This window comes from Rhodococcus globerulus NBRC 14531, assembly GCF_001894805.1.
Classification (GTDB): Bacteria; Actinomycetota; Actinomycetes; order Mycobacteriales; family Mycobacteriaceae; genus Rhodococcus_F; species Rhodococcus_F globerula.
Map to the genome: position 1 here is coordinate 261460 of NZ_BCWX01000001.1, position 15445 is coordinate 276904.

The window sequence follows — 15445 nt, forward strand, 5'->3', positions numbered from 1 at the left end:
TTCAGACGAGCGTCGACGGTGCTGTATCGGAAGACGGTGCTGTATCGGACGACGCTGTATCAAGTTTCCGGAAGAAGTCGACGGTGCGGGCGATCCCCTCCGACAGTGACGTCGACGGGGTCCATCCCAATTCCGTGCGTGCCAGTGCGGCGTCGAGCGCGGACCGGCGAACATCCCCGAGTCGCGCGGGCATCCACGTGGGTTCTGCCGCGACGCCGGTGGCGTGCGCAAGCAATGCGTGTAGTTCGCGGTCGGACGTCTCCACTCCGGTTCCGATATTGAAGCGTTGTCCCGAGCCCGCGGTGCCCGATGCTGCGATCAGCGCCGTCACCACGTCCTCGACGAAGACGTAGTCCCGCGTATTTCCACCGTCGCCGAACAGGAAAGTGTTTCCGCCGGAAAGCATTTCGCGCGCGAAGATTGCGACGACGCCAGCCTCGCCGTGTGGATCCTGGCGGGGTCCGTACACGTTGGCCGGGGCGATGTGTGAGCAATCCAGACCGTGGAGTTGCCGGAAGCAGTTGAGGTAGTTCTCGGCGCTGATCTTGCTGCATGCGTAGGGCGAGAGCGGGTTGACCGGAGCGTGCTCGGAGACGGGCAGGTGTTCCGGTGATCCGTAGATGGAACCGCCGGACGACATGAACACGATCTTGCGAGCTTGTGCCGCGATCGCCGCAGATCCGATTTTCACAGTTCCGAGGATATTGGCGTCGGCGTCGTTGATCGGGTCGGCGACGCTGTGCCGCACGTCGATTTGCGCTGCGAGATGGAAAACCACTTCGGGAGCGAACGTCTCGAACAGCGGACCGATCTTGTCGTCCCGAATGTCGAGAACTTCGAGGTCGACATCTGCGGTCGCGAGCGCCGCGTCGAGGTTGTCTACCCGGCCGCGGCTCAGGTCGTCTATGACGAGCACTTGGTGACCGTCCTTGCGCAGGCGATCCACAAGCGTCGAGCCGATGAATCCAGCTCCTCCGGTAACCGCGGTGCGCACAGGTTTGCCTTCCCTTACTTTCGATGACTTTTGGGAGTCTAGGCAATCGGGTCCGAAAACGGGAATCTACGCCCATTGGGCTGGTCGAGGCACAGCTTTGTGCCTCGACCAGCTGTCAGGAAATTGTTACGCGCCGTCCCACGCGTGCACTGTCACCCAGTCGACGAGGAAATTGCCGCCGCCAAGAGCCGGGTAGAGGCTGGACTCGAGCTGGAGCTGCCAACGCATCGCGGTATCGGGGATTCCCCGCGTGGACTCGAGCAAGACCTTGTCGTCGAGCATGAATCGAACAACCGACGGGGTCCACTCGATCGTGACAACACGCCAATCCGCGTAGGTAGAGGTGTCGACATCGGAGAGTGCCTGGGAGTTCGCGTCCGCGCCGTCCTCGGCGTAGTGATGGAAACCGTAGATGGGTCCCGTCAGCGGGCCCTCCGGGAAGTTGATCTCGCCTTCTTCCGGCCATCCTTCGGAGTCCGGCCACAGCAGCATCGCCAACCGGTAACCGGTGATCGCCGGATGACTGACCTTGATGCGCGCCGAGTAGCGCCCGTACACCTGGGCCTGGCTGCTGCCGTTGATGACGGGGGACATGTTGGCTCCGGCACGGCGGCCGTCGACGTCGTGGAGGTAGTAGTCGAGTACGCCGTCGTGTGCGCTCACTACTTCGTCTGCGCGGTAAGGGTTCTTGTTGTACGTGTCGAGGTAGCACTCGGGGTACGTCCGCCAGCGTGTGTTCTCGGTTCCGGTGTAGACGATCTTGCCGGGGTTGTTGCACTCGTCGTTTGCGAAGCTACCGATCGGAGCATCGGTCGTGAAGTCGTCGACAAAGATTTCACGCCAACCGGGCAACGCTGCGCGCGGCGCTGCTTGCGTCCCGCTGACGCCACCACCGGACGAGCCGGCCGATCCGGTGAGTTGCGCTTGAGCGGTCGAGGGCAAGAGGATTCCGAGCACAGTCGCGGCGACGAGCGCCGCTGCGGCAGTGCTGCGGCGGCGAGACCGTTGGGTGGGCAAACGCATCTGACTTCTCCAAAGGGTTGAATGAGCGGCACGACGCACGGGTCGAACGACCAGTTTGCCGATCGCAGACCGTGGGTACTTTACTTACTCTTGGTCAGGAATGGGCACCTACCTCGAGCGCCTGCATGTTCTGGGAAATACCGAGACAGCCTCGGCTGCACTCAGAAGACTCTCAGAAACGTTGCGTAGGTTGGGTTTCGGCTCGTTGACGCCTCTGGGATGTTGACGTGACGGATGCTGCGGATATCTCGCAGCGAAAGAATACGAAAGCCGCCGCTACCTCATGGGTAGCGGCGGCTTTCGCACTGTGTCGGTGTCGGTTCAGTGAGCCGCTGCGGGTTCCGCGGGTACGTAGTCGGGAACGTCGCGGGCCGGGTTACGGAACTTCGGCAGGAATGCTGCCAGGAAAAGCGCGATGAGGGCCGATCCCGCGGCCAGGGCCATGATGACGCGGAACGCGTTCTCGGTCGGCAGCGTGGTGTCGCCGAGAGTCATTGTCATCTGAGCCAGGACGACGCCGGCGATTGCGCTGGCAAACGATGTGCCGAGTGCGCGCATCAGGGTGTTCAAGCTGTTGGCCGCACCGGTTTCCGAGGCGGGAACCGCACCCATGATGAGGGCTGGCATCGCGCCGTAAGCCATGCCCGTTCCTGCGCCGATGATGAGGGCGATCATGACGAGTTGCCAGATGGAGTGCAGCGCGAAGATACCGATGAGATATCCGATCGCAACGACGACTGCACCGATCATGAGTGTGATCTTGGGGCCGTGGGTGTTGGTGATCTTGGAGGAGACCGGCGCGATGAGCATCATGATGATGCCGGATGGGGCCATGACCAGACCGGCGATGAGCATCGACCCGCCGAGTCCGAAGCCGGTGGCTTCCGGCAGTTGGACAACCTGGGGGAACACCATGCTGGAGGCGAACATCGCGAATCCGAAGACGACGGAAGCGAGATTGGTCAGTAGTACTTGGCGACGCGCTGACACGCGCAGGTTGACCAGTGGCTTCGGGTTGCGCAGTTCCCACCAGGCGAAGATGGCGAATGCGATGACGGCGGCAGCGAGCATCGAGACTGTGAGTGCGCTCGCCCATCCCCAGGAATTGCCCTTGGAAATCGCCAGAAGCAGGGTGATGAGTGCGACCGAGAGTGTGAGGGCTCCGACGAAGTCGAATTTGCCGCCGGTGCGGACAGTCGATTCAGGCACGATGACCAGGATCAGACCCGTCACGATGGCGCCGAGGACTGCCGATGCCCAGAACAGAACGTGCCAGTTGGCGTATTCGGCGATCATAGCTGCGATCGGAAGTCCCAGTGCGCCACCGACTCCCATGGCTGCGCTCATCATCGCGACGGCGCCGGCCAGCTTCTTGGGCGGAAGCACGTCACGCATGATGCTGATACCTAGAGGGATGACACCAGCGGCGAGTCCCTGGAGGACGCGCCCAAAGACGAGTGGGACAACGCTCGAACTCATGGCACCCACAATCGAGCCGACCACCAGAAGTGCCAAGCTGATCAGGAGTAGGCGGCGTTTGCCGAACATGTCGCCCAACCGGCCCATCGTCGGGACGGCAACGGCTGAAGCGAGGAGGGTGGCGGTCACTACCCAGGCTGTGTCCGAGGCGGACGCGTTCAGGTATTCCGGAAGGTGCGGAATGATCGGGATGACCAGCGTTTGCATCAGCGAGACCACGATGCCGGCAAACGCCAGAATTGCTACTACGGCAGTAGTTGACGGCGGTGCGGCTTTACTGGGTTCAGAAGTGGATATCGACATTGGAAAGCTCCATCAGAGAAAAGTAAAGAAGTCTTGAATTAAGTCAACTGATTGAATAAAGTTAAAGCAGCTGACTGACTTCGCGCAAGCGCTGCGAGGTCGATGGTGATCAACGTCTCGGTGCGCACATAGTGCCGAGCACCTGACTGTGGCGGTAGATGTGGCAGCAAGAACTGAAGATGCGATCAGCGATTCGGGTACCTCGGCGGGCTCTCTTCGTTCCGTTGCAACCCGTGAGCGGATACTCGAAGTCGCGGAGCGGTTGTTTGCCGAGCACGGGATCTTTGCCGTCTCGAATCGTCAGGTGAGCGAGGCCGCTGGGCAGGGCAACAACGCCGCCGTCGGATATCACTTCGGTACAAAAATCGATCTGCTCCGTGCAATCGTGAACAAACATGCCGCGCCGATCGAGCAGAAGCGCAAGGAGTTGCTGGCCGACGTCAAAGGTTCGACAGATCTCCGTGACTGGATCACATGTCTGGTTCGAGCGTCCACTGATCATTACAACGAATTGACCGGACCCGCGTGGTATGCGCGGTTCAGTGTTCAGCTGATGGCCGATCCCACGCTGCGGGCCGTTGTCTACGAAGATGTTTCGTCATCGGAGCTCTTGCAAAAGATGCTCGGCGCGCTCGCCGCTTGTCTGCCCGACATGCCGGACGACGTTCGGCGCGCCCGCGGTGAAATGGCGCGGTATGTGATGCTGCACATGTGTGCCGAACGCGAAAGGCTCCTTGCCGGCGACGAATCGGTAGAGGTCTCGAACTGGGATGACTTCACGACAGATATCGTCGACGCGCTCGTCGGGCTCTGGAGTGCGCCGGTGACGCGCTGAAAGTTGTTGTCCCGGATCCGGTTGATCAATGTCACTGGCTGAGAATCTCTTTCGCCAGAGGTGGCCGCTGTGATCGTTCGTGTCTACGCGTGAAATGTGCCCGAAATATCCCTTGAATCGAATGTTTGTTCGAGTATACTTGTGTCAAGGGTGGGGAGGCCTTGATGACGACGGTTTGTGATTCAACTTTGGTGGGGGATGTTGTTGCCGGTTCGGCTGTGGGTGTGCGCGGCAGGTTGTGGCGGTTACGCCCAGCCGAGGTTCGGGACGTTGCAGTCTGTGTATCTGCGGAAATTCTTCGGTTGGAAGCGATTCGGGTTGCCGCAGTGGATGAGTTGGCGCTCAATCCGGACGAGCAGGTGCTCTGCTACCGCGGTGTGGGGCGCTGGTTGGCGGCGAACACGATGCTGCAGAACGCGGCGGGTAACAAGATCGCCGCTCTCGGTGCCGCGCTGCGAGGGTTTCCGGACATTAATGCTCAATTCGAGGCCGGTGACCTCTCGTTCGATCATGCGGCGATAATCGTGGCATTCTGCGAATCGCCACGAAAAGGTATGCCTGAGAACGCGTTACCGTCCTGCATGGCAACCCTTCTCGCTGCCGCGTCGGGTGTCGAGGCGACCACCATCAAACTGCGGTATGCGATTGCGGTTCTCGAGCGGATCTTCGAATCCGACGACACCCCACCCGGTGAGGACGACGACCTCAATGTCTTGCGGATTTCGCCGACGTTGAACGGTCGGGTCGCGATCAAGGGCGATTTCGACGCGTTGACCGGCGAAATGTTGTTGTCGGCGCTCTCGGGTCTGTCGATGCCGAAACCGGCTGCCGACGGAACCCCGGATCAGCGATCGACAGCCAAACGAACCGCCGACGCCTTCACCGAACTGATCCGTCGGTACCTCGACAATGCCATGACCGGTGTTGACGGTGGTCAGCGTCCGCATGTGAATGTGCATATCACCGCGAAAGACCTTGCCGAGCATCGGGAATGCGCCACCACGCGCAGCGATACCGCATCAGGTAGCGATGCCAATTTCGGCGATGCCGAGTTCTACGGCAGTGCATTCGATGACGACGAGCCTGATTTCGAAGATCTTGACGTCGGATACATGCCCTGGATGGGACCACTCAGCGTTAGCCTCACCCGGATGCTCGCCTGCGATTGCATGCTCTCGACCGTGTTGATGGACGGCAATGGCGCACCGTTGGATGCGACTCCACATAAGCGTCTCGTCACAGCAGAACAACGAACGGCGCTGATCGCCCGGGACAAAGGTTGCGCCTTCCCCAACTGCGACGCCGTACCCGCCTGGTGCGACGCCCACCACATAAAACCCTGGTCGGTGGGCGGTCCGACGGTAATGGACAACCTCACCCTCCTCTGCCGAAATCACCACCGATTGATCCACAGCACCAGCGGGTTCCGCGGGATCTGGGAAATCAAAATGGGCGATGATCACAAACCGTGGTTCATCCCACCGGCCGCGATCGACCCGAAACAACGACCCCGCCGCTCCACCACCCGCCAAGGCCCGGTCCACCGAGACTGAATCCGGCTGCGCCGGAAATGAATCCAGCGCCAAAGCTTCTCGTCGCCGGTCAAGACGGTGCGAAGCCAGCACGCACGTGCCAAGAATCTGCGCAAGGGTTTAGGGCTGGATGAGCAGGGCTACCCCTAAAGCTCAGGATGCCCTACGCGTAGGAGGAGTTTGTGACCGCCGACGGATCCCAACCGCCTCGCCAACCGAGCTCAGCCGATTTTGATGCGCTGTATCGCGGCGACTTCGATGCCTTTGCGCGCAATACGGAGTTGCCAGACGCCGCACAGCGCACCGAGCTCGACTTCGACCGAGTGCCATGGGATATCGGCGAAGCTCAACCGGTGGTTCGGAAACTCGAAGCTGACGGCCAGTTAGCGAGCGAAGTCCTTGATATTGGTTGTGGTCTGGGTGAAAACGCTCTGTTTCTTGCCGACCGTGGGTACCAGGTGTGTGCACTCGACGCCTCACCTACGGCGATTGGGATCGCACGCGAACGCGCCGGTCTGCGGGGACTCGAGAAGGCAGTGGATTTTGATGTTGCCGACGCCATGACGCTTGATGGATACGAGAATCGGTTCACCACTGTTCTCGACAGCGCGCTGTACCACTGCTTCCCGGAAGATCAGCGCCAACCGTATGCCGAGGCAGTACTACGAGCCTGCCGACCCCAAGCCCGGCTTCACCTGGTGTGCTTCTCGGATGAGGTTCCAGAGGAATTTCCTGGTCCTTATCGAATCAGTGAGGACAATCTGCGTCGAACGTTAGCCGACGCTGGTTGGATCGTCCGGCACCTCGAACGTACCACTTACACCACGGCGTTCACCCGCGGAGAGTTTGCGCGCCAAGCTAACTCGCCCTTGGCTGCTATCGTCGAAGGGCTGGGCTTCGATTCCCGCGACCGGCTTCTGGCTCCGGCGTGGCTGGCGACAGCAGAACATCCCTGAAAACTTATTTGTCGGCAAGAAATGGTCCGAGGGGGCCGAGATCGATGTTGAGGTCTTCGGGCGTCGGATCAAAATGCTCGCGCAACTCTTCCATCTTCTCCTCGAGCAACATCAGTGTGGTACCGATGCGTTCGACCTGCGCGTCGGACAGGTCGCCGACATCTTCTGGTGACACTGCTTGTGTTGCAAACAAATCCGACCGCACCGCGTCGTAGGGGCGGTCGGGGTGTGGTGTGAATTTGCGGCGCCGGTAGATCACGGCAAGGAAGGCCGTACCGGACGGTTGTCTGAGTGGCGTTGACGCATTGCCTCGCGTTTGACCCACACCCATCTACAGAAGAAATCGCCGTAAAGCACTCAAATCGCAACGTGGAAACTGCTATTGACGTCGATGAATCTGCCGTCTAAATTAATCGAATCAAATTCGATTAATGCATGGAGGTGCGGTAGGTGGAGGCCGAACTACTTTTTGTCGGAGGCACGATACGCACGGGGGATTCGGTCCAGACGGTCAGCGACGCGCTCGCTGTGGTCGGCGGTCGCGTGGTTGGACTGGGGGAGCAGGCTCGTGCATTGAAGTCGACGCGAACCGAAGTCATCGATTTGGAGGGTGGGGCACTACTGCCCTCGTTCGGCGACGGCCATGTTCACCCGTTGATGGGTGGCCTGGAAATGCGTGGTGCCAAGATTCGCGACTGCAACAGCATCGATGAGGTCTTGCAGGAGGTGCGTCGCTGGGCGGATGAGAACCCCGACGCCGAGTGCATCTTCGGTGAGGGCGTGTCGCCTACCCTCGCTCCGGGCGGTCGGTTCGATGCTCGCTGGCTCGACAGCGTGGTCGAGGACAGACCCGTCGTCCTGCGCACGATGGACTATCACACCGCGTGGGTCAACAGCGCTGCACTGCGAAGCGCCGGGTTGACGCGCGATACGCCGGATCCGGTCGGCGGAGAGATCGTGCGAACGTCGGACGGTGAGTTGCTCGGGACCCTACGTGAATGGGGAGCGATCAACCCGGTACTGGCATTATTGCCCGCCGTAACCCTCGATGCGGGAGTTGATTCGCTTGCGGCAGCATCGAAAATGCTTGCCGCAGCAGGTATCACCTGGGTGCAGGACGCGTGGACCGAACCAGGCGATGTCGAGATCTGGCTGGCCACCGCTGAAAGTGGGCGCCTGTCCACCCGGGTAAATCTTGCATTCCGAGCGACACCTGAGAGTTGGCAGGGCGACCTGCCGGCGTTTGTCGAAGCCCGGCAGAAGGTCGCAGAACGGGGTGGCGACGCAGTCAAGGCAGGAACGGTGAAGTTCTTTGCCGACGGTGTCATCGAGGCCGGAACGGCAGCGCTCCTCGCGCCGTACACGGATTGCCCGCATTCCCACGGAATCAGCAATTGGACAACCGATGAACTCGGTCGAGCTGCCGCTGAAGTGGACCGGTTGGGTTTTCAGATTCATATCCATGCCATCGGCGATGCAGGTGTACGCATGGCCCTCGATGCAATCGAATACGTCGATCGATGTAATGGCCCGCGTGATCGACGCGCCACTATCGCGCATCTCCAATTGGTTGATGGCAACGACCTGGACCGATTCACGTCATTGGGAGTGATCGCCAACTTTCAGCCGCTATGGGCCCAGCTCGACCCGCTGATGACGGAGCTGACCATTCCGCGGATCGGCGCCGACCGTGGTGACCGCCAATATCGCATCGGAACCCTCGCTGAGCGCGGCGCGCGGGTGGCGTTCGGCAGCGATTGGCCCATCACCGCCTTTGAACCGATCAAGGGAATTGCCACTGCGATTCACCGCCAGACGCCGGCTGGTATCCCGAGTGAAGGATGGCTGCCTCGCGAACGCGTCGGCCTCGATTGGGCCCTGGCAACATACTCGGCGGGCGTCGCCTATCAGGGATTCGAAGAGGACATGTGGGGTTGCCTTCGGCCGGGAATGCGAGCCGACATGATCCAGCTTCCGGTCGATCCCGGCCAACTTGGCTCCGCCAAGGAGCTCAGCGACCTGGTTGTCTCCCGAACGTGGTTGGGAGGTAAGCAAGTTCACTGAGCACTGCCTGTCATCGTGCATTGCCTGGATCTGCCACAGCGGCTCACGAGGAGGATGCTGGGCGCGCCGATACCTCGTGCACTTCCTCGAGGAGGCGTCGAAAGCCTGACAGCAGAGCCATCCAACCGAGTTCGAAGGCTTGCTCGGCTCTGGCTGGACCCTGCGGCGCCGCAGCAAGCGCCAGAGTCAGAGCGTCGTCGGGTGTTGTCGAGTCCGCTTCGATCATGACTTCCGGTGCCGCTGCATCCAGTGCGGCGCCGAGGAGAAAGTTCTCGGCAGCGGTGATGACCGCCAAGATGTGGTCGTCCGGGAATCCGGCTTTGCGGAGGCCTTCTGCGGGAGCGTAGTAGACCGATAGCGACGTGGGATCACGCACCGTCTCCGTAGCGAGGAGGCGGATCGAGGTGGGGTGTCTACTGAACGCGGATCGATACGATCGAGCCCATGCAGTAAACGCGTCGTCCCAGGTTAGGCGCTCGAACGCCGACCCGTCGATTTCCCGTACGACGCGGTTTCGAACGAGTTCCACCACGGCCGCGCGACCCTTTGCATGGTGATAGATGGATGACACCTGCACATTCAGGTGTTTTGCAAGATCAGGCATTTTGAAGTCGCCGTCACGATCGACGAGCGCGAGCGCTGCCTCCGCAATTCGTTCGCGGTCCAGACGTGCGATACGCGGTCTTCCCATCGTCCCCCCACCTCTCAAATCGAAGTTCATTCGATTATGCCCTTGTGGCGCCGGTCACAACGATCTACCATAATCGAAACTGATTCGATTAATTCTGGTTGCACCCATATCTGCCTGTTTCGGATAGTCGCCCCCTCGCCCTGACTGGAGAAGTTGCTCATGAAGAAAACTGCACCCGAACCCGCTCTGAAGCTGGAAGGAGGCGTCCTCGGCACCGCCGGCATCGTCTTCTTTGTCGTGGCGGCGGCGGCGCCATTACTGGTGATGGCAGGGGTTGCGCCTCTGGCCTTGAACATTGCCGGCATCGGGGCCCCCGGCGGATACATTTTGGCCGGGCTCGCGCTAGGAGTGTTCGCAATCGGCTTCACTGCGATGAGCAAGTACATCCACAATGCGGGCGCCTTCTACGCCTATATCTCCGTCGGGCTCGGCCCTCGGTGGGGCCTGGCCGCAGCGGTGCTTGCGCTGGTGTCCTACAACGCGCTCGAGATCGGAATCTTCGGGGCCCTAGGCTATTTCGCGCAGTCAACCATGGCGGACTTGGTTGGGCTGGATCTGCCGTGGGGAGTGTGGTCGTTACTCGGGGTTGCCTTGGTCTGGTTCCTCGGATCTCGATCGGTACATCTCGGCGCTCGGTTCCTGATCCTGTTGCTGACCGCGGAGACGGGGATTCTGGTGCTGCTCGCAGCCGCCGTTCTTTTTCAAGGCGGTGCCGGGGGAATTGATCTCGACTCCTTTGCGCCGTCTAACGTGTTCAGCCCCGGTCTCGGTGGGGTGCTGACCCTGGCCTTTGCTGCGTTCATCGGATTCGAAGCGACTGCCCTGTACCGGGAAGAAGCAAAAGATCCCGCTCGGACGGTTCCGCGGGCGACCTACATCGCGGTGGCATTCCTGGGTCTCTTCTACGCATTCATGGTGTGGATCATCATCCAGGCGTACGGACCGGATCAGGCTCTCGAGCTAGCAGCTAACGATCCCGCCGGTATGTACTTCAACGCCATCGAGCACTACGTCGGAGGTTGGGCGAGTACCCTCATGGAGCTGTTGATCATCACGAGCATTCTCGCCAGCCTGCTCGCGTTCCACAACGCAATCACCCGCTACGTCTTTGCGCTTTCGCGCGAACGTGTATTGCCCCAGTTCCTGGGCAAACTACACCCGGTCTACAAGTCCCCCTATGTGGCCAGTGCGGTACAGAGTCTCCTGGCGATGGTGGTAATCGTCGTGTTCGTAGTCGTCGGCGCCGACCCTTACCTCGAGCTCCTGCTGTGGGTGAACTCGCCCGGTATCGTCGGCATCGTCGTGCTACAGGTCATGGCGGCCGCAGCAGTTATCGCATTCTTCTGGAACGATCGTCGCGGGCATTCGGCCTGGAGGGTGCTCGTAGCTCCCGTGTCCGCACTTCTGATGTTGACTTATGCAACGTATTTGATTGTGGACCAGATGGAGTTGATTACTGCCGCTGGAACCGCAGTGAACGTGGTGCTCGTCGCCGTCACGCCTGTGAGCCTGGCTGTCGGTTGGCTTCTCGGTATCCGGCTTTCACGACGCGACCCGGCGCAACTCTCGAGGCTGGGTACCACTGACGTCGACGCCGAACCGTCGACGGAGTCTGACGGCGTGAGCAATTCTTCCACCTCGCCTGGTCCAGTAACGTAGAGCCGTCCGAGCAATTGTCTCCGAGCAATTGTCTCCGAGCAATTGTCAAGGGCGGCAAAGTCTCTGCCGAGTTCCCCAGGAAGCAGTGTTCGGCCAGCGCGAGCAGATGGAGCGTACGAACCATGATCCTCCCGAAGGTCCGGGATCCGCGCTTCGTGACGATCCGTCGTGGTGGGACCCTCACAGATTCCGATCACCACCTCCTCGCTCTCTGGGCGGCATCGTGCGCCGAGCACGTCCTTCACCTTTTCGAGTCGGTTCAGCCGCAGGATCCGCGGCCGCGTGAAGCGATCGAGGGTGCGCGAGCCTGGGTGCGGGGTGAGGTCACGATGATGCAAGCTCGCGCTGCGGGCGGTCATGCAATGGGCGCGGCTCGGGACCTGCGTGGGCCGGCGCGGCATGCTGCGTACGCTGCCGGACAGGCCGGAGCCGTCGCACACGTCGCCGCGCACGAACTTGGTGCTGCCGCCTACGCGATCAAGGCCGCACGTGCTGTTGCGACGGAAGACGAGGAGGCTGCGGGCCGACTCGAGTGCCAGTGGCAGCGCGACCAGCTCCCGGTATCGATTCGTGAGTTGGTACTTGATGACCAGCGGCTACGGAATGACATCTGCTGGTCGGTGTTCGGCTGATGAGGTACCGGCCTTGCGTTCCGCGCTTCCTCGTGTCACCCTCGATAACTATGACTACACGAAAGGCCGACACCGCCACCATCGCGTGAGCGCCGCGCCGATGTACTCGGTGTCGCGACACCGAGCATCATTCACCAGCAACGTTGATGCTGTGCGGAACGAGTGGCTGGAACACGGTCTCTGCGCACGCCCCTCCGACCGCGACACTGCAGAATGGGCTGTCGCGCAACTGTATCGGCGATCAGGATTTCCGGAACCGGAGTTCCTCTGGGTTCCGTCGCCCCCAGCTGGATCAGATCTGATTGTGGCCGAAGGCTTGTCGATGTCGTTGGACAGCAACCGACTTCGCTGCGCCTCCGCCCGCATTGCGAGCATGTTTTCGGACTTACGCGGCCGTATGGATGCGCACATCGAGCGTCGAAGATCAGACTTGCCGAACGAACGCTGGGGGATCGACACTGCACGTACTCAGTCTCCCGAGGATGCGGTTCGGCTGGGAATCAGCCCCGATCGGATCATGAGAGCAGCTGTCTGGGACTCGTTGCACACCACACTATTCGACGGGGTTGCGGCTGCGATACGGACGATGTCGACTCCCGTCCCGGGAAGCGTGACGTGGTACGGACAGCAGGAAGCTCATCGAATCGCCTACTACGACGCGTACCGTCGATGTGGTCTTGCTTCTTTCCGTTCCGACGATGACGAACTACTCGACATTCACACCGCTCTGGCTGGTGCAACCGGATGGTGGTGGGCGTTCGACACCATATGCGTCATGTCGGAAAGGCCCACCGTCCTGCATACCGAACCCACACCGGGCCGAGTGCACAACGAACGTCGGTTGCATCATTCGGATTCTCCAGCAATTGAATTCGGCGACGGACACCGCGTCTACGTTCAGCATGGGACGATTGTTCCCAGCTGGGTAGTTCTCGATCCGACGGCCGAACGCATTGCGGACGAACGGAATATCGAGGTCCGCCGCTGTGCGATCGAGCGCATCGGATGGGACACCTACATCGATACGGCTGGACTCGCACTGATCGACCGAGTCGATGATCCCGGCAATGCCGGGCACACGCTACAACTCTATGCATCGCCCGACGGCTGGGGACGCAGCGGTCGAATCCTGCTTGCAGTCAACGGCTCTCCTGAACGTGACGGACGGCGTCGTCGTTACGGGCTCTACGTCCCTGGATGGTTCTCATCAGCCCTTGACGCTGCAGGATGGACCTACGGCATAGCCGGCGTCGACTACGCCCGACTCGTTCGTCGGACCTGACCCAACCGCGAATACAAAATTCTGAACACTAATTTCCGAACATCCAACTATGAACTCCCAGGTGGCTCATATGAATTCGACCATGACATTGTCCGCGCTCACTGCCCTCACGGGCCTCGATGTTTTCGACTATCTCGACCGAGAAGTATCCATACCCGTCGTTGACGGCTTGCAGGCACAAGGTGATCTCATCGTGGTCCCGTATTCGCTTGTCGCCAACATCGTCTCGCCCGCAGCGTGGACGAGGTCGGTGAACGTACCACTCTCCGGAGTGGAATTGCTACGCAGTGCGGCGGGCGGGAATCCGCACAGCCTGGTCGCCGACGAAGGTGTGTGCACGTGGTCGTCGCCGGTGAGAGATTCCCGGGGTCTTGCTTTAGGCATCCTTGATACCCACGGGACTGCTTATCTCATCCACCCAGAGCATGGCGCCACTGGAATCGCGCCAGGCCGCTATGTCATCGGACGGCAGCGAGAGCGGGGCGCCGGACGGGCGATCAATGGGATGCAACTCGTCGCAGATTGACGCCCCGGACCCCGTCCGAGCAAGCTGAGGTCAGTGACATTTGAGGATGTCCGTGAACGCTCGATGGTGGAGAAGGGGACTGCGACCATGAAACTGACGACCATCACTAATATTTCCCTCGACGGCGTTATGCAGGGGCTCGGCGGGGCGGATGAGGACCGCAGAGGCGGATTCGAGCGTGGCGGATGGGCGCTGCCACTGTTCGGCAAAGACATCGAGGGTACGGCGTTCATCAAGGACGTCTACCAGCGCGCCGACGCCTTCCTGTTCGGCCGGCGGACCTACGAGATCTTCGCCGGGTACTGGGGAGTGATGGAAGATTCGGGTAACCCCATTGCAACGGCATTGAACACGCGGCCCAAGTACGTGGCATCGACAACGCTCACCGAACCGGGTTGGGCGAATACGACCGTACTCTCCGGCGACCTTGCGACGGCTATCCGCGAGCTGAAAGCCAAGCCTGGGGGTGAGTTGCAGGTACACGGCAGCGGCAACCTCGTTCGCTGGCTGTTCGACAACCGGCTCGTCGACGAGATCACCCTGCTCATCTATCCCATGATCATCGGCCAGGGCACGCGGCTATTCCCCGAGTCGGGACCGGATATCGCACTGGACCTGGTCGACTCGCAAGTCACGTCAAAGGGCGTGACAATTCAGGTTTACCGGCCCACCGGGCGACCGGAGTATGCCACCGCTATCGCCGACTGAAGCACGCTCCATTGGTGTTGAAGCGTCAGTTGCCGTCGTGAAACATGCGGGCGCGGAGAACATCAACGCCATCGCCGTCAAGATCGTCGAGCACCGATGCCCTCCCGACCATTGCGAGGGCCAGCGCCTCCGCTCGCCCGTGGACTTCTGGTCCGGTGCCGCGTTCCCAGGGGAGATCGGAAGCAGTGAACCGGAGGCCCTTGGTGAATCGACGCGGCTGTGCAAAGGGATCGGGTCGATCGAGTACAAGTCGTAGACGCTCCGGATCGATCGTTCGAGGTAACCCGAGCGGTCGCCTGATGTCCTGCTGGTGCACAACATGGTCGGAAAGGGTGAGGCGTGGGGCATATCTTGCGAACCAACTCGTGGTCGCGGAAGCTGCGAGACGATCGACGAGGATGTCTGTCGGCACGTCATTCTGGGCGGTGACGTAGCGTTCGTTGACACGGTTAGCGGATAGATTGTGCAGCGCTGCAAGGAAATAGCGAGGCATCGTAACGGAATCCATCGACACATGTATCGCAACGTCGCGCACCGACCAGTGTCCGCAGAGTGACGGCGTTGACCATTGATCAGGGCTCAGGGTCTCGAGTAGTGTGACCAGCTCCCGACGTTCAGCGAGGATGTGAGCCTTTACGTTCATCTCCGCACGGTAGCTCGATCTCTAGGATTATGGCGACGAAGACATGTTTCTGGCGCGGGACATGCGTGTGGGCTTCGCATCGTCTGGCTGGTGATGCGAAGCTCTCACACGGTATGCA

General features: G+C 60.8%; 15 protein-coding genes. 9 read left to right on the top strand and 6 right to left on the bottom strand.

The window, feature by feature from the left end; translation table 11 throughout:
- Position 1 precedes the first annotated feature (1 nt).
- From RG2_RS01070 to RG2_RS01080, 3 genes are all read right to left on the bottom strand, one after another.
- The gene (locus tag RG2_RS01070) at positions 2–994 is read right to left on the bottom strand and encodes an NAD-dependent epimerase/dehydratase family protein (protein WP_051730264.1); all 993 of its coding nucleotides are present in this window, start codon (positions 992–994) and stop codon (positions 2–4) included.
- A gap of 126 nt (positions 995–1120) precedes the next feature.
- Positions 1121–2017: a glycoside hydrolase family 16 protein gene (locus RG2_RS01075; RefSeq protein WP_080711608.1), complete on the bottom strand. Its 897-nt coding sequence runs from the start codon at positions 2015–2017 to the stop codon at positions 1121–1123.
- Positions 2018–2338: 321 nt separating this feature from the next.
- Entirely contained in the window at positions 2339–3799 is a 1461-nt protein-coding gene (locus RG2_RS01080; protein WP_033231635.1) for an MFS transporter, read from the bottom strand.
- 160 nt (positions 3800–3959) lie between these two features.
- Between RG2_RS01080 and RG2_RS01085 the strand changes: the two genes are divergently transcribed.
- The 3 genes from RG2_RS01085 (at position 3960) to RG2_RS01095 (ending at position 7122) form a co-directional block, all read left to right on the top strand.
- Positions 3960–4634, top strand: a complete 675-nt coding sequence (locus tag RG2_RS01085; protein ID WP_116538785.1) for a TetR/AcrR family transcriptional regulator — start codon at positions 3960–3962, stop codon at positions 4632–4634.
- A gap of 164 nt (positions 4635–4798) precedes the next feature.
- Positions 4799–6187, top strand: a complete 1389-nt coding sequence (locus RG2_RS01090) for an HNH endonuclease signature motif containing protein (protein ID WP_033231633.1) — start codon at positions 4799–4801, stop codon at positions 6185–6187.
- Between the two features lie 161 nt (positions 6188–6348).
- Positions 6349–7122 (top strand): class I SAM-dependent methyltransferase, encoded by a 774-nt coding sequence (locus RG2_RS01095; RefSeq protein ID WP_116103544.1) that lies wholly within the window; start codon positions 6349–6351, stop codon positions 7120–7122.
- 4 nt (positions 7123–7126) lie between these two features.
- On the opposite strand, the gene RG2_RS31215 is transcribed toward RG2_RS01095, so the two are convergent.
- Complete coding sequence (locus tag RG2_RS31215) at positions 7127–7453, bottom strand: gas vesicle protein K (protein ID WP_080711607.1); 327 nt, start codon at positions 7451–7453, stop codon at positions 7127–7129.
- Between the two features lie 119 nt (positions 7454–7572).
- On the opposite strand from RG2_RS31215, the gene RG2_RS01105 reads away from it, so the two are divergent.
- Positions 7573–9186: an amidohydrolase gene (locus tag RG2_RS01105; protein WP_033231632.1), complete on the top strand. Its 1614-nt coding sequence runs from the start codon at positions 7573–7575 to the stop codon at positions 9184–9186.
- Positions 9187–9229: 43 nt separating this feature from the next.
- On the opposite strand, the gene RG2_RS01110 is transcribed toward RG2_RS01105, so the two are convergent.
- The gene (locus RG2_RS01110) at positions 9230–9877 is read right to left on the bottom strand and encodes a TetR/AcrR family transcriptional regulator (RefSeq protein WP_033231631.1); all 648 of its coding nucleotides are present in this window, start codon (positions 9875–9877) and stop codon (positions 9230–9232) included.
- Between the two features lie 159 nt (positions 9878–10036).
- Between RG2_RS01110 and RG2_RS01115 the strand changes: the two genes are divergently transcribed.
- From RG2_RS01115 to RG2_RS01135, 5 genes are all read left to right on the top strand, one after another.
- Positions 10037–11536: an APC family permease gene (locus RG2_RS01115; protein ID WP_033231630.1), complete on the top strand. Its 1500-nt coding sequence runs from the start codon at positions 10037–10039 to the stop codon at positions 11534–11536.
- A 122-nt stretch (positions 11537–11658) separates the two neighbouring features.
- On the top strand, positions 11659–12168 hold the full coding sequence (locus tag RG2_RS01120; protein WP_033231629.1) for a putative immunity protein: 510 nt from the start codon (positions 11659–11661) through the stop codon (positions 12166–12168).
- 85 nt (positions 12169–12253) lie between these two features.
- Positions 12254–13450: a DUF6745 domain-containing protein gene (locus RG2_RS01125; protein ID WP_033231628.1), complete on the top strand. Its 1197-nt coding sequence runs from the start codon at positions 12254–12256 to the stop codon at positions 13448–13450.
- A 70-nt stretch (positions 13451–13520) separates the two neighbouring features.
- Complete coding sequence (locus RG2_RS01130) at positions 13521–13976, top strand: DUF8820 family protein (protein WP_033231819.1); 456 nt, start codon at positions 13521–13523, stop codon at positions 13974–13976.
- Positions 13977–14009: 33 nt separating this feature from the next.
- A complete protein-coding gene (locus RG2_RS01135) occupies positions 14010–14684 on the top strand; it encodes a dihydrofolate reductase family protein (RefSeq protein WP_230590000.1) in 675 nt (224 codons plus the stop codon).
- A 25-nt stretch (positions 14685–14709) separates the two neighbouring features.
- Here RG2_RS01135 and RG2_RS01140 read toward each other — a convergent pair whose 3' ends face one another.
- On the bottom strand, positions 14710–15327 hold the full coding sequence (locus tag RG2_RS01140) for a maleylpyruvate isomerase family mycothiol-dependent enzyme (protein ID WP_033231627.1): 618 nt from the start codon (positions 15325–15327) through the stop codon (positions 14710–14712).
- Positions 15328–15445: the final 118 nt, after the last annotated feature.